This window comes from Streptosporangium nondiastaticum (assembly GCF_003011965.1).
In the GTDB taxonomy this organism is placed as follows: domain Bacteria; phylum Actinomycetota; class Actinomycetes; order Streptomycetales; family Streptomycetaceae; genus Streptomyces; species Streptomyces nondiastaticus.
This window is the reverse complement of record NZ_PXWG01000067.1, coordinates 15,903-33,838: the sequence shown is the minus strand read 5'-3', so window position 1 is coordinate 33,838 and position 17,936 is coordinate 15,903. Positions and strand designations below refer to the sequence as shown.

Sequence of the window (17,936 nt, the reverse complement as noted above, 5' to 3'; positions counted from 1 at the left end):
GTCGAGCGTGCGGAGGGTGAGCAGTACCCCGGCGTTCGCGGAACGGAGCCGCCCCAGGCCCCGTACCGCCTCGGGAGTGGCGGCGTGGGTGGCGTCGTCGAGTACGAGGCAGGCGAAGAGGGAGCGGCCGGCTCGCCGCGACCGGCCTGGACGTCACCCCCGCCGAGTTCACCGTCGGCACGCTGGGCGCGGCGGCCGGGCTGTGGCTGGTCGCGGCCGGCGCCCTCGCGCCGTTCTTCGGGCCCCTGGCCGCCGCGGTCACGATCTGGACCGCGTCCGGCTTCCTCGCCCGCCAGCGCCGCAAGCGCATCGAGAAGTTCATCAACCAGCTCCCCGAGCTCTCGCGCATCCTGGCCAACGCCACCCAGGCCGGGCTCGCGCTGCGCACCGCCCTCGGCATGGCCGCCGAGGAGATGGACGCCCCGGCCGGCGAGGAGCTCGGCAAGGTCGCCGACCGGCTCGCCGTCGGGCACTCGGTGGACGACGCGCTGGGCGAGCTGGCCGACCGGCTGCCCTCCCGCGAGCTGGTCGTGCTCGTGACCACCCTGGTCCTGTCCAACCGGGCCGGCGGCACGGTCGTCAGCTCGCTGCGCAACCTCACGCGGACGCTGGAGGAGCGCAAGGAGACCCGGCGCGAGGTCCGCACCCAGCTGTCCCAGGTGACCGTCACGGCGTACGTCGTCCCGCTGATGGGCCTCGGCACGCTGCTGCTCACGGACCGCATCGCGCCCGGCTCGATCGACCGGATGACCGCGTCGTTCCTGGGACAGGCGGCGGTGGTCACCGCGTTCGTGCTGTACGGGCTCGGGTTCTTCGTCATCCGGCGCCTGTCCCGGATCGACGTCTGAGGGGCGGGACGGAACGGACATGGGATGGGTAGGAATGCTGCTGGGGCTGCTGGCCGCGCTGTCCGTGGCGGGCGTCGTCGCGGGCGTCGTCCTCTGCCGCAGCGAGGCCAGGCTGCCGGACGACCTGGCGCTCGCCCTGGAGGTCGGCTCCACCCGTACGACGGTCGTCGGCTCGGCCGTGGACCGGCTCGGGATGCGCTACGCGCCGCTGGTGCTGCGGATGATGGGCGGCAAGCGGGTGGCGAGGATCCGCAGCCGGATCGACCGGGCGGGCAACCCCGGCGGCCTCACCGTCGACCGGTACGCGGCCCGCCGCGCCGTCTACGGCGCCCTCGGCTTCGGCGGCGCGCTGGTGATGGCCGCCGACGGGCAGTTCCTCCTCGCCGCCCTGCTCGTGGCCTTCGGGCTCTTCTGGAACGAGGTCGGCATCCGGGTGGCCGTCCGCGAGCGCAAGGCCGCGATCGAGCGGACGCTGCCGGACTTCCTCGACGTCCTCGCGGTGGTGGTCAGCGCGGGCCTCGGCTTCCGGCAGGCCCTGGAGCGCGTCGCCGAGCGCTACGAGGGCCCGTGGGCGGACGAACTGCGCATCACGCTGCGCCAGATGGACATGGGCGTGAGCCGCCGCCAGGCGTTCGAGGAGCTGCGCCGGCGCAACGACTCGGAGCAGGTGGCCCAGTTCGTCACGGCGCTGCAGCAGGGCGAGGAGCTGGGCGCCCCCATCGTCGACACCCTGATCGCCATCGCGGGCGACATGCGCCGCGTGGACGCCCAGCTGGCCCGCCGGCGGGCGGCGCGCGCGGTGCCGAAGGCGACCGTGGTGATCACGACGCTCATGGTTCCGGCCACGATGATCCTCCTGGTGGCGGGGTTCTTCCTGGGGTCGGGCACGAACCTCGGCGACCTGGTGGGGAGGTGACCCCGGTGCGCGTGGGGCTGCTGGGGTTCCAGCGTCCGGTTCTGCGGTCCCAACTCCCTTTAACAGAGGGTGAATGGTGGCGGATGGTCTGTTCCGCTACGGCTGTTCCGGCGTACTTTTCTTGTGCTCGCCCGCCTGCCCGGACCGGGCCGGCCGCCGACGGAGGGAAACGTGATGGGAAAGCGCTTCTTGGGAAACGACCGGGGGCAGACCGCGATCGAGTACCTCGGCATCATCGCCGTGGTGGTGGCGATCGTCCTGGTGCTGACCCGGACGGACTTCGGGAGCGCGATCGCGAGCGCCATCTCCGACAAGATCACCGAGGTGACGGGCGGCTGACCGGGGAGCCGGGGGCGCGGCGGGCCGGAGGCCGGGCCGTGCGGGGGGCCGGGGGGCCTGCTCATGGGCTGACGGGACGGTGGACCGGCGGCGGGCGCGACCGGGGGCAGGCGTTCCCCATCTACCTCACCGCAGTGGCCGCGTTCCTCTTCCTCGCCCTGGCGTTCTTCGCCGTCGGCCGGGCGGGCGCCACGAAGAACGGCGCCCAGACCGCCGCCGACGCCGCGGCCCTCGCCGCCGCGCAGACGTACCGGGACCAGCTCCGTACGGGCCTGCTGACGGCCGTCGGCGCGGGCGGCCCGTGGGCGGACTGGCTGGCCGGCCGCCTGGGCGATCCCGAGGCGGCCTGCGGCAGCGCGGAGCCCTATGCCCAGGCCAACGGCGCGCACGTCCAGGGGCGTTGCGCCACCTCCGGGGGCCTGCTTCCGGTCTCGTTCACGGTCACGGTCGAGTCCGCCGCCGCGGTGGGGAAATCCGTCGTCCCGGGGACGGAGGACCGGCACGCGACCGCGACGGCGCGGGCCGTCGTCGAACCGCGCTGCTGGGGGCCGCTGCCCGCCCCCGCTTCGCAGACCCCGCCGCCCTCCGGCGGCCCGGCGCCGTCCGCGAGCCCCGGCGCCGGCGCGCCGGCGCAGGGGAAGCCCGCCGTCGAGATCGTCTGCGACGGCGAGACCGTACGGATCGAGCCGGACCGGCCCGGGGCGCCGGTGAAGGCGGCGACGCTCTTCACCGTACGACTGGCGGACGGCGCCGCGTGAACCCGGCGAACGGGACTCGACCGGTCCGGGCCCGCCCGGCGAACGGAACCGGACCACTCCGGGCCCGCCCGGCGAACGGAACCGGACCGGCCCGGGCCCGCCCGACGAACGAAGGATCACGACCATGAGGATGCGGCACACGACGAAGGCCCGCAGGGGCGCCGCGGCGGCCGTGCTCGCGGCCGTCATGGCCCTGACCGCGGCGGGCTGCGGGGACGACGGCGGCGGAGGGGGCGGGAAGGCGGACGGCGACGGCGCCCGCGCCTCCGGGAAGGCCTCGGCGCAGCGCGGCGAGGCCAAGAACCGCCCCCAGGGCCAGGCGCCGTCCGACGCGATCGGGGAGATGAAGGGACCGGACGGGATAGCCCTGGCCATCACCTCAGTCGTCCGGGACGAGGGCGGCTTCGTGACGGTCAACGGCACGCTCACCAACCGCGGTTCCCGGCCGTTCAACGCGATCCACTGGCTGTCGAAGGAGACGGAGATGAAGTCCCGCTCCTCCATCTCGGGCGCCTCGCTCGTCGACGCCTCGGGCAAGAAGCGCTACCTGGTGCTCCGCGACACCGACGGCGAGTGCCTGTGCAGCACGGGCCTGACCAACATCAAGCCCAGCGAGAGCCGCCCGGTCTTCGCGCAGTTCCCCGCGCCCCCGGCCGACGTCAACGAGGTGGACTTCCAGCTGCCCACGATGCCGTCCGTCCACGTGAAGATCTCGGGGTGAGCGCGCCGTGCCGACGCTCCGGGCCCGCTGCGGCACCGTCCTGGCCGCCACGCTGACCACGCTCCTCGCAGTTGCCGCTACGCCCGCCGCCCCGCCTGCCGCCGCCCAGGGGCGCTCCGGCCCCGGCGGCCCGGCGAACACGACCCCGCCCGTGAAGATCAACGGCTCCGATCCGGACCTGAAGCTGCGCTCCGGCGCGAAGCTCGCGGCAGGGCGGGTCCTCGACATCAAGTCCGTGGTCGAGACGGAGGGCGGCGACGAGCGGCGCGAGGACACCAACGTGGACGTCACCTTCGCCCTCCAGGCCGAGGTCCTCTTCGACAAGGACAGCTCGCGGCTCAGCCGCGAGGCCGGCAAGCGCATCAGCGCGATCGCGGCGGAGGCCAAGAAGCAGAAGGCGGGCACCCTGCGCGTCTTCGGCTTCACCGACAACCTCGGCTCCGCCGAACACGGCCTCGCGCTGTCGAAGGAGCGGGCCGGCGCGGTGCAGCGGCAGCTCGCCGAGGAGATCGGCTCGTCCTCGGTCGCGTACCAGATCCGGGGGTACGGCGAGCAGTTCCCGATCGCGGACAACTCCACGGAGGAAGGGCGGATGAAGAACAGGAGGGTGGAAGTCAGCTTCCCGCGGCGGGGGTAGAGGGTGCGGGATCAACCGGCTTACGGGTTATCCACATCCGGGTTATCCACAGGGGTCGCCGTACGGGCGGGGATCGGCTGTCCTTGATGCATGAAGGCTGATCACCCGCGGTCTTTCGGGGCTCTCCCGCGCCCGCACGGTCCTCGCTCGCGCCTGCACTCACGACTGCGCGAACTGGCCGCCGTGCAGGGCGGAGTCGTGCTGACGTCCCAGGCCGTGGCCGCCGGCCTCTCCCGTGGTGCGGCCGCCCGCTCGCTGCGCCGCGCGGGCTGGTCCCGGCTGCACGCGGGCGCGTGGGCGGAGCCGGGCCGGGAGACCGGTCTGCGGCTGCGCCTGCGGGCCGCGCAGCTGCACTGCCCCGAGCTGGTCGCGAGCCACAGCGCGGCCGCCGCCGCGCACGGGATCGTGCTGATACGGCCGTGCAGGCCCGAGTTCACGTCCGCCGGGGGACGCAAGCGCGGGGCCGGGGCCCTTGTCCACCGGATCCCGCTCGCGGACAGCGAGGTCGCCGTGGTCTCGGGCGTCCGCGTCACCACGGCCGTGCGGACGCTGTGCGACCTGCTGCGGGCCCTGCCCGAGGACGAGGCCGTCATCGCCGCCGACTCCGCGCTCTCCCACGGCCTGGTGCGCCGGGAGGAGGTCGCGCGGGCGCTGGAGGAGGCGCCGCGGCGGCCGGGCACCCGGGCGGCACGGCGGGCGCTCGCCCTCGCCGACCCGGCCAGCGGCTCCCCGGCGGAGACCAAGGCCCGCCTGGAGATGGCAGCGGGCGGCCTCCACCCGGAGTCCCAGGCGGAGGTGACGACGGACCGCGGGCGCACGGCGCGGCTGGACTTCCTCTTCCGGGCCGAGGGCCTCGGCATCGAGATCGAGGGCTTCACCTGGCACGGCACGAGGGCCGCCCACCAGAACGACACGATGCGCTTCAACGACCTCGCGGGCTGCGCCGGGATCCGCCGCATCCTCCGCTTCACCAGGGACGACGTCTTCCACCGCCCCCGGCTCATGGTCCGCACCGTCCGCCGGGCGCTCGACGACCTGCGCGGGCGTGATCCGACGGTCGCGAACTCCGGTACGGGCACGGCAGGATGGGGCGGCGCGGATGCCGGGGGAGTGGTGAGGGAGGCGTGGGATGAGGGGCCGCGGGAAGGCGAGGGGCGGGGTCGTCGGGGTGACGGTGCTGGGGCTGCTGATGGCACTGACCGGCAGGGCGGTGGCGGCGGGCGAGGCCGGAGCCCTCACCGGGTACGCGATGGCCCCGGGCGCCCAGGCGATCGAAGGCGCACTCGCCGGGGACGGCGGGCCGCTGCTGAAAGAGGGCCCGCACACGTACAAGGACTCCGTCCGCCCCGGTGAGCGCAAGCGCTACACGGTCGAGCTGGACGGCACGTCGAACGCGTACGTCTCCGCCGTGGCCGCCCCGAAGCCCGGCAGCGCCATGGGGCCCAGGGACGGCATCGACGTGGCCCTGGAGGCGGCGGACGGCACGCCGTGCGGCGCGGGCCGGCACCGCACGTTCCTGTCGGCCGGAGGCGCCTATCCCGTCGCCGACTACGCGGAGCGCGTGCCCCGGGCGGGCAGCGCCTGCGCGGCCGCGGGCACGTACCGGTTCGTGCTGGAGCGGGGCGATGCGGCGGGCGGCGACGGAGCGCCGGTGCCGGTGGAGCTGCAGTACGTCACGGCTCCGCCGGGGGACGAGGGGCCGGGCGGTCAGGGCGGCCCGTCCTCCACCGGCGGCAGCTGGGCCTCGCAGGCGCCGCGGATGCCGGACGGGCCGGTCAGGGCGGTCACCGGCGGGTCCGGCTTCAACGACGCGGCGGAGGTGGGCGCCGGCTCCTGGAAGGACGAGCTCCGCCCCGGCGAGACCCGCTTCTACCGCGTCGCCGTCACGGCGGGCCGCCAGCTCTTCGCCCGCGCCCGGTTCGGCGCGGCCCCGAGCGGCGGCGCCTCCCCGTACGTGTCCGGCGGGGTCCGCCTGGGGCTGAACAACACCGCGCGGGGCTACGTGATGAACCGGACCACCGGGTACCAGGGCAAGCCCGCGGTGGTCTCCCTGGCCACGCCCCCGGCCGCGTCCGGCGGCGGCGTGGCGGTGGGGGACGCCGTGCGGGGCATGCGGTTCGCCGGGTGGTACTACCTCCAGGCCAGCCTGAGCCCCAGAGCCGGCACGGGGGGAACGGGGGCGTCCGTGGCGTCCGCGGCGGCGGCCGTGCCCGTGACGCTCGACGTCGACGTGGCCGAGGCCCGGCCGGGCGCCCCGGCGCCGAAGCCGGCCTCCGGCGTCGTCCCGGCCGGGGACAAGGCGCGGGACGGGCGGCTGCGCGTCATCGGCTACACGGGCGTGGGCACGGGCTCGGCCCTCCTGGCCGGCCTCGCGGGCTGGACCCTGGCGGCCCGGCGCCGTACGAGGAGGGGCGGGGGAGTGACGGGGGCGTGACGCGCGGGGCGCGTGGTTGTGACGTGCCGGGCCCGCGTCAGGCCGGGGGCGCTCAGTCAAGGATGCCCCGCATCCTTGGACCCGCCGCGGCGGTGAGCAGCCACAGCGGCGCAGCCCGGCGGTGCCGGACCGGCGGCAGCCGAGGCGTCCTCGAAGCGAACGCCCGCGTCAGGCCGGCGCGTCCTCGAAGCGAACCCTCACGCCGGGGCGCAGCCCCCAGCCCTCCATGGCGCCCGCCGTGGACTCCAGCACGTGGCGCGCACGGAGCCGCGGCAGGCCGAGGCGGCCCGGCCGCATGGTGCGGACCGCGAGGACCGTCAAGTGGCGGTCCAGGTAGGCCACGTCGATGGCGAAGCGCATCCGGAAGGTGTGCACGCTCGCGGCCGGTGTGAGGAGCAGGGCGCCGTCGACGGTGTCGCGGCCCAGGAGCCCTCGGGTGCGGGCCCGGTAGGAGGCGGCGATCTCCAGGGGGACCGGCGGGCCTCCCGGGACGTGCAGCCGGGCCGTGCCGTCCTGTCTGCGGGGCATGCCCGGACTTTATCCACAGGCCTGCGCGGGGGTGCGCGGATGTCCGTAATCTCATGGTCATGGATCTCGGGGGCAAGGAAGCGCTGTTGACCGCGGCCGCGGTCGTCTACGGGGCCGTGGCGGGGCGGTTGGTGCCCAGAGCCGGGTATCGGCTGAGCGTCGAGCCCGAGGAGCCGTGGCGGTCGGCGGGCCCGTGCGGGCACGCGGTCGCGGGGTGGCTGGGCCGGGCGCGGTGCGGGGTGTGCGGAGAGGGGTACGGCCCGGGGGCGCTGCTGCCCGCGGTGGTGACGGCCCTGGTGTGCGGGGCGCTCGCGGCGGTGGTCGGGGCCCGGCCCGAGCTCGCGGTGTGGCTGCTGGCGGCGCCGGTGGCCGTGCTGCTGGCCGCGGTCGACCGCTCGGTGCGGCGGCTGCCGGATGTCCTGACGCTGCCGCTGGCCGCGGGGACGGCGGTCCTGCTCGGCGCGGCCGCCCTCATACCCGGGGCCGCCGGGTCGTGGCCGGGGGCGCTGCTCGGTGGGGCGGCCCTCGGCGGCGGGTACTTCACGCTGTTCCTGATCCACCCGGCAGGGATGGGGTTCGGTGACGTGAAGCTGGCGGTGGGGGTCGGCTGCGCGCTGGGCTGGTACGGCTGGCAGGTGCTGTTCCTGGGCGCCTTCGCGGGGCTGCTGCTGGGGTCCTTCTACGGGGTGGCGCTGCTGGCGGCCCGGCGGGCGGGGCGCGGGACGGCGCTGGCCTTCGGCCCCTTCATGATCGCGGGCGCGTGGCTGGGGGTGCTGGCCGGAGGCGCGGCCGCCGGCTGAGAGAGAGGGGAGGCGAGAAGCGGCACACAGGACCCCACCGAACTATTGGATCGATCAATCCAAAACTGCTACGGTCGGATCATGGCCCGACCGAGGAAGTTCGACGAGGAGCGGGCGGTCGACGCCGCGCTCGAGGCGTTCTGGACCGCCGGGTACGAGGCGACCTCGACCCAGGATCTGTGCGAGGCCACGGGGCTGGGCCGGAGCAGCATCTACAACACCTTCAAGAGCAAGCACGACCTCTTCCGGCGCGCCCTGCTCCGCTATATGGAGCGCAAGAACGGGAGCATCGTCGCCGTCCTGGAGAGCGGGCTGCCCGCCCGGGAGAAGCTCCGGGCGCTCCTCGACGTCATCGTCGAGGAGGAGGGGCTCTACGCGGAGGACCGCCGCGGCTGTCTGGTCGTCAACTCCTGCATCGAGCTCGCGGCCAGGGATGCCGAGGTGGCTCAGGTGCTGGAGCGCGACTATCAGCGGCGGTTCCAGGCGCTGAAGGCCGTGATCGAGTCCGGGCAGCGGGACGGCGACATCGACCCGGCCAAGGACGCCGGCGCGCTCGCGCACTTCGTCATCGCGGCCATCGGCGGCATGCGCGTCTCGGCGCGGGCCGGCGTCGGGCGGGAAGCGCTGGAGGGCATCGTGCGCACGACGCTCGACGCCGTCTGACGGCTCTCCTCTTCCGGGCGGTCTCCGTTCGGCACGCACCTTCGCACGTGTTCGCACGTGCCTTCGCGCGCCTCAATTTTGTACTGATCAATCCAAAACAAGCTCATCCAAACATCCAAACCCTGCCGATCCACCACACCTACCCCTCCAAGGAGCACCCCACCATGCCCCGCGCCGTCCATCTCCTGGCCCTCGGCATCTTCGCCATGGTGACCAGCGAATTCGTCGTCGCCGGACTGATGCCGCAGATGGCCGAAGGGCTCGGCGCCAGCATTCCGGAGATCGGCTACCTCATCACCGCCTTCGCGCTCGCCATGGCCTTCGGCGGCCCGGTCCTGACCGTGGCCGTGATGCGGCTGCGGCCGAAGACCGCGCTGCTGGTGCTGTTCGCCGTCTTCCTCGCCGGCAACGTGCTGGCCGCGACCGCGACCACGTACGGCGCCATGCTGGCGGCGCGGATCGTCACGGGCGTCGCCTCGCAGGCCTTCTTCGGCGTCGCGCTGTCCCTGTGCGCCCAGCTCACCCGCCCCGAACTGCGCGGCCGGGCCGCCGCCGTCGCCCTGAACGGCCTGATGCTCGGCACCCTGCTGGGCCTCCCGCTGTCCACGCTCGTCGGCGAGCACTTCGGCTGGCGCGCCGCCTTCTGGGCCATCTCCGCGCTCGCCGCCCTCGCCGCGCTGTGCACCGCCGCCGGCATCCCCGCCGTGGAGCGGTCCGCCGAGGGCGGGGGCCTCCGCGAGGAGCTGGCCGTCTTCAAGCGCCGCAGGCTCTGGCTGACGCTCTCGACCAGCACGTTCGTCATCGGGGCGACGTTCGCCGCGTTCAGCTACCTCAACCCGGTCCTCACGGGTCTCACCGGCTTCTCCACGGGCGCCGTCCCCCTGCTGCTCATCGCCTACGGGGCCGCCACCGTCGCCGGCAACTGGGTCGTGGGCCGCCTCGCCGACCGCCACGCCGTCCCCGTCCTGCTGTGCGGCCTGGCGCTCAACGCCCTCTTCCTCGCCGGTTTCGCCCTGACCGCGCACCTGCCCGTCCCGGCGGTGGCGTTCACGGTGGGCATGGGGCTGGTCGGCGTCACCATGAATCCGGCGATGGTCACCCGCGTCCAGCGCGCCGGCAACGCCCGCCCGCTGGTCAACACGATCCATTCCTCCTGCATCACCCTCGGGATCGTCATCGGCTCGTCGGCCGGCGGCCTGGCCGTCGACGCCTCCGGCCTGCGCGCCCCGCTGTGGCTCGGCGCCGCCCTGGCCGTCGTGGGACTCCTCACCCTCATCCCCGACCTCACCCGCGCCCGCCGGGCCCCGGAATCCGCCGCGGCGTCCCCCGAACGGCTCTCCGACGCGCCCGAACCCATCGCCGCGTCAAGTCGGCCGTGATTTTTCCGGACGTTATCGAAGTGTGCCCAAGAGGCTGCCGGGACTGTCCGCGGAATGGCTGGTTCTACGCCGTAGGCCCAGTACTGGCGGGCCCCCGGGGCCTCCGGCCGCACCGGGCCGGCCCCGCCCATCCATGATCAAAAAGTCACCGAGTGTCAGCATCCCGGGGGTCGTCACCCCCGTGGGTGCAACGAGCACGGCCTCAGACCGGTTAAGGTGGAAACCCCCCCTCGGGCCGGTCCGTATCCCCCCCACGGACCGGCCCGTTTTCTTTCCCCGTCATCACCCTGGGTGACGATCCGTGCGACCCGGACCCCCGGGAGCAGGGGTCAGCCGCGGCGGGCCCAGATGTTGACGCCCTCGGTGCTCACCGCGAGGGCATCGATCTCGGCCAGCTCCGCGTCGGTCAGCTTCGGCGCCCCCAGCGCGGCCACGTTCGCCTCCAGCTGGGCCACGCTCGACGCGCCGATCAGCGCCGAGGTCATCCGCGGGTCGCGCAGCACCCAGCTCAGGGCCAGCTGCGCGAGCGACTGGCCGCGCCGCCCGGCGATCTCGTTCAGGCCCCGCAGCCGGCCCACCACGTCCTCGGTCAGCAGCGCCGGGTCCAGGGACTTGCCCTGCGAGGCGCGCGAGCCCTCCGGGACGCCGTGCAGGTACTTGTCGGTCAGCAGGCCCTGCGCGAGCGGCGCGAAGGCGATGCAGCCCATGCCCTCCGTCTCCAGGGTGTCCAGGAGCGCGTCGTCCTCGGTCCAGCGGTTGATCATCGAGTACGAGGGCTGGTGGATGAGGGCCGGCACGCCCATCTCGCGCAGCAGCCGGGCCGCCTCGGCGGTCTGCTCGGCGCTGTAGGACGACACGCCCGCGTAGAGCGCCTTGCCCTGCCGGACGGCGGACGCGAGCGCGCCCATCGTCTCCTCCAGCGGGGTTTCCGGGTCGAACCGGTGCGAATAGAAGATGTCGACGTAGTCGACACCCATCCGGCGCAACGACGCGTCCAGCGAGGACAGCAGGTATTTCCGCGAGCCCCACTCGCCGTACGGCCCGGGGTGCATCAGATAGCCGGCCTTCGTCGAGACGAGGATCTCGTCGCGATACGGCCGGAAGTCCTGTGCGAAGATCTTGCCGAAGTTCAGCTCGGCGGAGCCGGGCGGCGGGCCGTAGTTGTTGGCCAGGTCGAAGTGCGTGATCCCGAGGTCGAAGGCGCGGCGCAGAATGGCGCGCTGCGACTCCAGGCTGCGGTCGTCACCGAAGTTGTGCCACAGTCCGAGGGAGATGGCCGGGAGCTTCAGGCCGCTGCGGCCCGTGCGCCGGTACTCCATCGTGTCGTAGCGGTTATCGGCCGCTCGATAGTGAGCGGAATGTGTGGAATCGGTCATGTGCATCTGACTATCACGGTCTTGTGACAGACCGAGTTGGGTTCCCGTGACACGCGGGCAGTAATGTGGCGCCCTCGGGGCGACCGCCGTGGCTTGGAGGGGCTGGAAACGTGAAGTTGCGCGACCTGGTGTACAGGCTCTACGCACGCCGGGTGGAAGGCCGCCTCGACCATGCGCAGGTGCCCAAGCACATCGGCGTCATCCTCGACGGCAACCGCCGCTGGGCGCGGGCCGACGGCCGCACGACCGAGCAGGGCCACCAGGCGGGCGCCGACAAGATCTCGGAGCTGCTCGGCTGGTGCGCCGAGACCGACGTCGAGGTCGTCACCCTCTGGATGCTCTCCACCGACAACCTCGACCGCCCGGCCGTGGAGCTCAACCCGCTGCTCGGCATCATCGAGAACACGGTGCGCGGCCTGGCCGCGGACGGCCGCTGGCGCGTCCACCACGTGGGCACGATGGACCTGCTGCCGGCCCGTACGCAGCAGGTGCTGAAGGAGGCCGAGCAGGACACGATCGGCACCCGCGGAATACTGGTCAACGTGGCCGTCGGCTACGGCGGCCGGCAGGAGATCGCGGACGCGGTGCGGTCGCTGGTGCTCGAAGCGGCGGAGAACGGGACGTCGTTCGAGGAACTGGCCGAAACGGTCGATGTCGAGCACATCACCAAACACCTGTACACGCGCGGTCAGCCCGACCCGGACCTCATCATCCGCACCAGCGGTGAACAGCGCCTCTCGGGATTCATGCTCTGGCAGAGCGCGCACTCGGAGTATTACTTCTGCGAGGTCTTCTGGCCCGCTTTCCGGAAGGTCGACTTCCTGCGCGCATTGCGCGATTACGCGGCGCGCCACCGCCGGTACGGCTCCTGACCTTTGTGGTCGTAGGGCCGCCGGAGCCGTACAGCAGTAGGTTCCGGCACCACTGGTACGGCTCCTGACGGACCGGCGGTTCACCACGCCGCCGCATATGCCGTTGCATGGTCAAGCGGTCCAGCGGGAATATCCCCTCCAGGCCGACGGTCTGTCCTAAGACCGTCGCTCTGCCAGCGGGCGGCATGGGGCCGCCCGCCCGGGAGGCCCTTTGCACACGGACGACGACCGTGCGGACCGAGCGGCCCTGTCAGGCCGCGCGGCCGCCCGCGGAGGGCCGCAGCCGGGCCCTCGAAGGGCTCCGATCCCGGCCCATTCCCCGGCGACGCCGTCGCGCCCCGACCTCCCTGAGGGGGTTCGTCCACCCGTGGTGACCAGCAAGAAGCGCCGTGAGAACGACCGGCGCACCTACGTCCTCGACACCAGCGTCCTGCTGGCCGACCCAGGCGCCATGTCCCGCTTCGAGGAGCACGAGGTCGTGCTGCCCGTGGTGGTGGTCACGGAGCTGGAGGCCAAGAGGCACCATCCGGAGCTCGGTTACTTCGCGCGGCAGGCGCTGCGCCTGCTGGACGCGTACCGGGTGCAATTCGGCCGACTGGATTCCCCGATTCCGATCGGTGATCTGGGCGGGACGCTCAGGGTCGAGCTCAACCACTCGGATACGGGCATACTGCCCGCCGGCTTCCGCCTCGGCGACAACGACTCGCGCATCCTCGCGGTCGCCCGCAACCTCCAGGCCGAGGGGTACGACGTCACGGTCGTCTCCAAGGACCTGCCGCTGCGGATCAAGGCGTCCGCGGTCGGCCTCCTCGCCGAGGAGTACCGCGCGGAGCTCGCCATCACCGACTCCGGGTGGACCGGCATGGCGGAGCTCCCCGTCACCGCCGAGCAGGTCGACGAGCTCTACGCCGCCGAGGTCATCCACGTCGCGGAGGCGGCGGAACTGCCGGTGCACACCGGCCTGGTGCTGCAGTCCGAGCGCGGCAAGGCCCTCGGCCGGGTCGCCGCCGACGGCTCGGTGCGCCTGGTGCGCGGCGACCGCGAGGCGTTCGGCATCCACGGCCGCAGCGCCGAGCAGCGCGTGGCGCTCGACCTGCTGCTCGACCCCGAGATCGGGATCGTGTCGATGGGCGGCCGGGCCGGCACGGGCAAGTCGGCGCTGGCGCTGTGCGCGGGCCTGGAGGCCGTCCTGGAGCGCCGGCAGCACCGCAAGGTGATGGTCTTCCGGCCGCTGTACGCGGTCGGCGGGCAGGAGTTGGGCTATCTGCCGGGCAGCGAGGCGGAGAAGATGAGCCCGTGGGCCCAGGCCGTCTTCGACACCCTCTCGGCGGTGACGAGCTCCGAGGTCATCGACGAGGTCGTCGAGCGCGGCATGCTGGAGGTGCTGCCGCTCACCCACATCCGCGGCCGTTCCCTCCACGACGCCTTCGTGATCGTCGACGAGGCGCAGTCCCTCGAACGGAACGTGCTGCTGACCGTTCTGTCCCGGATCGGTGCCAACTCCCGGGTGGTGCTCACCCATGACGTGGCCCAGCGCGACAACCTCCGTGTGGGGCGGTACGACGGGGTGGTCGCCGTCGTCGAGAAGCTGAAGGGGCATCCGCTCTTCTCGCACGTCACGCTCACGCGTTCGGAGCGTTCGCCCATTGCGGCGCTGGTGACCGAAATGCTGGAGGACGGCAGGATCTGACGCCTTCCGTTCCCTCGCGGCGGCGCACGGCAAAGCCAAGGAGCCTAGCCGTGCGCCGCTGTTGCCCGCCGGGCTTTCCGTAAATGCCCGGCGATAAACGAGGTGTGACCTTTCCCACGTAACCCGGAATTGCCTCGGGGCATCCCGTTCGGGCAGAGTCTGCTTCCTGTCAGGCCCCGCATACGGCACTTCGGCCCCTCGTGGGCAGTGCATAGCAGCTCGAAGAACTGAACAGCGCCGCCGTATGCCGCCCGAGCGACACGCGGACCTCCCTCGCGGGAGGCCCCACGGGCCCGTGCCTCCCGTGACCGTTACGGAGGCCAGCGCCAGGGGCACGATCGCGCTCGCGTAGGTCACCCGTGCGGGCGATGCTGGAAGGAAAACGTGTGAGCCGGATTTCGGTCCGGGGATTCGCCGTGGCATCCGCCACCGCGGTCACCACCGTCGGCGCCGTCGTAGGTGTCGCTGCAGGCCATGACCAGGGCGCGACCGACCGGGTCGAGGCGACCGCAGCGGACACGACGCTCCTCGCGGACATCCCCGCAGGACAGAACGTCCGGGCACAGGCCGCTTCCCTGACCCAGCAGGCGGACACGCAGTCCGAGGCCGCCGAGACCGCCGCCAAGAAGGACGCCGAGGAGGCCGCGCGCAAGCAGGCCGCCGAGGACGCCACGGCGAAGAAGGAAGCCGCGGACGAGGCCGCCAAGAAGAAGGAGGCCGAGGAGAAGGCCAAGGAGCGCGAGAAGGAGGAGAAGGAGCAGATCAGCTCCCGCTCCGCCACCCGCGACGCCTCGTCCTTCCCCGCCAAGAGCTCCTACTCCGTCGCCGAAGTCCAGGCGATGGCCCGCTCCATGGTCCCCGGCGACCAGTTCCAGTGCTTCAGCAACATCGTGAACAACGAGAGCACCTGGGACTACACCGCGACCAACGCGTCCTCCGGCGCCTACGGCCTCGTCCAGGCGCTGCCCGGCACCAAGATGGCCTCGGCCGGCGCCGACTGGCGGACCAACCCCGCCACCCAGATCAAGTGGGGCCTCGGCTATATGAACGAGCGCTACGGCAGCCCCTGCGGCGCCTGGTCGTTCTGGCAGGCCAACCAGTGGTACTAGGGCGCGGCGACCGACGGTAACGCCGGTCACTTCCCCGTGCGGACGAGCCCCCGGTCTCAACCAGACCGGGGGCTCGCGCCGTCTTCCCCGGCAACGCGGCCCGGGTAACGTTCACCCTGGCCACGGGGGAGTGGGGGTAGAGGAAGAGAAATGTCCAGATTGCCACGATGGGTCGGTGGTGCGGGGGCGGGTCTGACCCGCCTCGCCCGTCGCCTTGAGGAGCGCTCGGCCGAGGCGGAGGGTACAGCCGCCTCCGGCGCTCCCGGGGCCGACGCCGCCGACCCCGCACGCACCTCCCCGCCGAATCGTTCCGGCTGGTCCGGAGCGGCGTCCGCCCCGGACCCGGGCGCTGCCGGAGGACTGTCCTCCGCCGCGCCCGCCGCAGGCGACCCCGTATCCGCCGGCGACGCGGCCGACAGCCGCGCTCACAGCGGCCCGCCCGCCGCGGGCGACCACGTTCCGCCGCCGCCGGGCTACGCACCCGCCGTCCCCGCGCGGCCCGACCCCGTCGCCGCCGTCCCCTGGGGCGTGCGGGTCGCGGCCGAGGTCGCCTGGCGGCTGCTGATCCTGGCCGGCACCCTCTGGGTGCTGATGCGGGTGATCAGCGCCGTCCGCCTGGTGGTGCTGTCCTTCGTCGTCGGCCTGCTGATCACCGCCCTGCTGCAGCCCACCGTCGCCTGGCTGAAGAGACGCGGCGTGCCCCGGGGGCTCGCCACGGTCATGACCTTCATCTCCGGCTTCGTCGTCATGGGCCTGGTCGGCTGGTTCGTGGTGTGGCAGGTGACGGACAACCTCGACGACCTGTCCGGGCAGGTGCAGCAGGGCATCAAGGACCTGAAGCACTGGCTGCTGACCAGCCCGTTCCACGTCACCGAGAAGCAGATCAACAACATCGCCGACAACCTCAGCACGGCCATCGGCGCCAACACCAAGGACATCACCTCCGCCGGCATAGAGGGCGTCCAGGTGATCTTGGAGGTGCTGACCGGCATCCTGCTGGCGATGTTCAGCACGCTCTTCCTGCTCTACGACGGGCCGCGCATCTGGGAGTGGCTGCTGAAGCTGTTCCCGGCGGCGGCGCGCGAGGGCGTGGCGGGCGCGGGCCCGCGGGCGTGGGCGACGCTGACGGCCTACGTGCGGGGCACGGTGATAGTGGCCCTGATCGACGCGATCTTCATCGGCATCGGGCTGTTCTTCCTCAAGGTGCCGCTCGCGGTGCCGCTGGCGGTCTTCATCTTCCTGTTCGCCTTCGTCCCGCTCGTCGGCGCCGTGGTCTCCGGCGCGCTGGCGGTGGTCGTGGCGCTGGTGACGAAGGACGTGTTCACGGCCCTGATGGTGCTGATCGTGGTGCTCGCGGTGCAGCAGATCGAGGGCCACGTCCTGCAGCCGTTCATCCTCGGCCGCGCCGTGCGCGTCCACCCGCTCGCGGTGGTCCTGTCGGTGGTCGCGGGCTCCCTGATCGCGGGCATCGGCGGTGCCGTGGTCGCCGTCCCGCTGGTCGCCGTCACCAATACGGTCGTCGGCTACCTCCGCGCCTTCACCAGGGACAAGGCCCTGGCCGCGGCGCCGCCGGACGGGCCGCCGCCCCCGGGGGAACCGGCGGGCTGAGCGCGTACGAGAGCGGGCCCCGGACGTCGGTGACGTCCGGGGCCCGCTCTTCGTGCGAGGTGCGGATCAGGCGTTGTCCGCCAGGACCTGCTCGGCGTCCAGCGTGGCGCCGGCGGCCTGCAGGACCGCGGCGATCTTGAACGCCTCCTGGATCGTCTCGCGCGAGACGCCCGCCTTGCGGAGGACCTGCTCGTGCGAGTCGAGGCACAGGCCGCAGCCGTTGATGGCCGAGACGGCCAGCGACCACAGCTCGAAGTCGACCTTCTCCACACCCGGGTTGCCGATGACGTTCATCCGCAGGCCCGCGCGCAGGTTGCCGTACTCCGGGTCCGACAGCAGGTGCCGGGTGCGGTAGTAGACGTTGTTCATCGCCATGATCGCGGCGGCGGCCTTGGCGGCCGTGTACGCCTCGGGCGACAGGTTGGCCTTGGCGACCGGCTCCAGCTCGCGCAGCACGATCGGCGAACGGGTCGCGATCGCGCAGGAGAGGACGGTGCCCCACAGCTGCTGCTGCGGCAGGTCGGAGTTGCCGATGACCGAGCCCAGGTTGAGCTTCAGGTCCTTGGCGTAGTCCGGTATGGCGGACTTCAGTTCATCGAGCGCCATGGGAGATCAGCTCACTCGCCCGCGAGGAGCTTGACGGCGTCGAGGGTCTCCTCGCCCTTCGACCAGTTGCAGGGGCACAGCTCGTCCGTCTGCAGGGCGTCGAGGACCCGGAGGACCTCCTTGGGGTTACGGCCGACGGAGCCGGCGGTCACCATGACGAACTGGATCTCGTTGTTCGGGTCCACGATGAAGACGGCGCGCTGGGCGTAGCCGTCCTCGCCCTCGACGCCGCAGGCCTGCATGAGCTCGTGCTTGGCGTCGGCCAGCATCGGGAAGGGCAGGTCGCGGAGGTCCTTGTGGTCCTTGCGCCAGGCGTGGTGGACGAACTCGGAGTCGCCGGAGACGCCGAGGATCTGGGCGTCACGGTCGGCGAACTCGTCGTTCAGCTGACCGAACGCGGCGATCTCGGTCGGGCAGACGAAGGTGAAGTCCTTGGGCCAGAAGAAGACGACCTTCCACTTGCCCTCGTGGGTCTTGTTGTCGATCTGCGCGAAGGCCTTGTCCGCGTCGAGGTCCACACAAGCGGTCAGGTCGAACTCGGGGAACTTGTCACCAACAGTGAGCACGCGCTCTCCTTGCAGCGAGCAGGAAGCTCCGTGACAGGAGTTTCCTTCGGGGTTGGACATGAGCAACCCTGCCACAGGAGCCATTG

The 17,936-nt window shown here is 72.6% G+C and carries 18 protein-coding genes; 14 read left to right on the top strand and 4 right to left on the bottom strand.

The window, feature by feature from the left end; translation table 11 throughout:
- Positions 1 to 146 precede the first annotated feature (146 nt).
- The 7 genes from B7P34_RS22185 (at position 147) to B7P34_RS22150 (ending at position 6,653) form a co-directional block, all read left to right on the top strand.
- The gene (locus B7P34_RS22185) at positions 147 to 848 is read left to right on the top strand and encodes a type II secretion system F family protein (RefSeq protein WP_353620262.1); all 702 of its coding nucleotides are present in this window, start codon (positions 147 to 149) and stop codon (positions 846 to 848) included.
- A 19-nt stretch (positions 849 to 867) separates the two neighbouring features.
- A complete protein-coding gene (locus B7P34_RS22180; RefSeq protein WP_106679092.1) occupies positions 868 to 1,764 on the top strand; it encodes a DUF5936 domain-containing protein in 897 nt (298 codons plus the stop codon).
- Between the two features lie 174 nt (positions 1,765 to 1,938).
- The gene (locus B7P34_RS22175; RefSeq protein WP_030367499.1) at positions 1,939 to 2,103 is read left to right on the top strand and encodes a Flp family type IVb pilin; all 165 of its coding nucleotides are present in this window, start codon (positions 1,939 to 1,941) and stop codon (positions 2,101 to 2,103) included.
- Between the two features lie 38 nt (positions 2,104 to 2,141).
- A complete protein-coding gene (locus tag B7P34_RS22170; protein WP_223268101.1) occupies positions 2,142 to 2,861 on the top strand; it encodes a pilus assembly protein TadG-related protein in 720 nt (239 codons plus the stop codon).
- A gap of 124 nt (positions 2,862 to 2,985) precedes the next feature.
- Entirely contained in the window at positions 2,986 to 3,582 is a 597-nt protein-coding gene (locus tag B7P34_RS22165) for a hypothetical protein (RefSeq protein ID WP_106679090.1), read from the top strand.
- Between the two features lie 7 nt (positions 3,583 to 3,589).
- Positions 3,590 to 4,219, top strand: a complete 630-nt coding sequence (locus B7P34_RS22160; RefSeq protein ID WP_189382963.1) for an OmpA family protein — start codon at positions 3,590 to 3,592, stop codon at positions 4,217 to 4,219.
- Between the two features lie 1,129 nt (positions 4,220 to 5,348).
- Entirely contained in the window at positions 5,349 to 6,653 is a 1,305-nt protein-coding gene (locus B7P34_RS22150) for a hypothetical protein (protein WP_189382961.1), read from the top strand.
- Between the two features lie 168 nt (positions 6,654 to 6,821).
- Here B7P34_RS22150 and B7P34_RS22145 read toward each other — a convergent pair whose 3' ends face one another.
- A complete protein-coding gene (locus tag B7P34_RS22145) occupies positions 6,822 to 7,181 on the bottom strand; it encodes a DUF192 domain-containing protein (protein WP_106679086.1) in 360 nt (119 codons plus the stop codon).
- Between the two features lie 59 nt (positions 7,182 to 7,240).
- Here B7P34_RS22145 and B7P34_RS22140 point away from each other — a divergent pair, with 59 nt between their 5' ends.
- The 3 genes from B7P34_RS22140 to B7P34_RS22130 all read left to right on the top strand — a co-directional run bounded on the left by B7P34_RS22140 (position 7,241) and on the right by B7P34_RS22130 (position 10,023).
- Positions 7,241 to 7,981 (top strand): prepilin peptidase, encoded by a 741-nt coding sequence (locus tag B7P34_RS22140; RefSeq protein WP_223268100.1) that lies wholly within the window; start codon positions 7,241 to 7,243, stop codon positions 7,979 to 7,981.
- A gap of 81 nt (positions 7,982 to 8,062) precedes the next feature.
- Positions 8,063 to 8,644, top strand: a complete 582-nt coding sequence (locus tag B7P34_RS22135; RefSeq protein ID WP_106679083.1) for a TetR/AcrR family transcriptional regulator — start codon at positions 8,063 to 8,065, stop codon at positions 8,642 to 8,644.
- Positions 8,645 to 8,808: 164 nt separating this feature from the next.
- The gene (locus B7P34_RS22130) at positions 8,809 to 10,023 is read left to right on the top strand and encodes an MFS transporter (RefSeq protein ID WP_106679081.1); all 1,215 of its coding nucleotides are present in this window, start codon (positions 8,809 to 8,811) and stop codon (positions 10,021 to 10,023) included.
- A 329-nt stretch (positions 10,024 to 10,352) separates the two neighbouring features.
- Here the strand turns inward: B7P34_RS22130 and mgrA are convergent, their stop codons facing one another.
- The gene (gene mgrA / locus B7P34_RS22125) at positions 10,353 to 11,399 is read right to left on the bottom strand and encodes an L-glyceraldehyde 3-phosphate reductase (protein WP_189382960.1); all 1,047 of its coding nucleotides are present in this window, start codon (positions 11,397 to 11,399) and stop codon (positions 10,353 to 10,355) included.
- A 110-nt stretch (positions 11,400 to 11,509) separates the two neighbouring features.
- Here mgrA and B7P34_RS22120 point away from each other — a divergent pair, with 110 nt between their 5' ends.
- The 4 genes from B7P34_RS22120 to B7P34_RS22105 all read left to right on the top strand — a co-directional run bounded on the left by B7P34_RS22120 (position 11,510) and on the right by B7P34_RS22105 (position 16,678).
- Complete coding sequence (locus B7P34_RS22120; RefSeq protein ID WP_030367510.1) at positions 11,510 to 12,271, top strand: isoprenyl transferase; 762 nt, start codon at positions 11,510 to 11,512, stop codon at positions 12,269 to 12,271.
- Between the two features lie 367 nt (positions 12,272 to 12,638).
- Positions 12,639 to 13,961: a PhoH family protein gene (locus tag B7P34_RS22115; RefSeq protein ID WP_106679071.1), complete on the top strand. Its 1,323-nt coding sequence runs from the start codon at positions 12,639 to 12,641 to the stop codon at positions 13,959 to 13,961.
- 416 nt (positions 13,962 to 14,377) lie between these two features.
- Entirely contained in the window at positions 14,378 to 15,070 is a 693-nt protein-coding gene (locus tag B7P34_RS22110) for a transglycosylase SLT domain-containing protein (RefSeq protein WP_223268099.1), read from the top strand.
- Positions 15,071 to 15,220: 150 nt separating this feature from the next.
- A complete protein-coding gene (locus B7P34_RS22105; RefSeq protein ID WP_106679067.1) occupies positions 15,221 to 16,678 on the top strand; it encodes an AI-2E family transporter in 1,458 nt (485 codons plus the stop codon).
- 66 nt (positions 16,679 to 16,744) lie between these two features.
- Here B7P34_RS22105 and B7P34_RS22100 read toward each other — a convergent pair whose 3' ends face one another.
- The gene (locus B7P34_RS22100) at positions 16,745 to 17,284 is read right to left on the bottom strand and encodes an alkyl hydroperoxide reductase (protein ID WP_106679065.1); all 540 of its coding nucleotides are present in this window, start codon (positions 17,282 to 17,284) and stop codon (positions 16,745 to 16,747) included.
- Between the two features lie 11 nt (positions 17,285 to 17,295).
- Entirely contained in the window at positions 17,296 to 17,850 is a 555-nt protein-coding gene (locus tag B7P34_RS22095) for a peroxiredoxin (RefSeq protein WP_030367520.1), read from the bottom strand.
- Between the last annotated feature and the right edge of the window lie 86 nt (positions 17,851 to 17,936).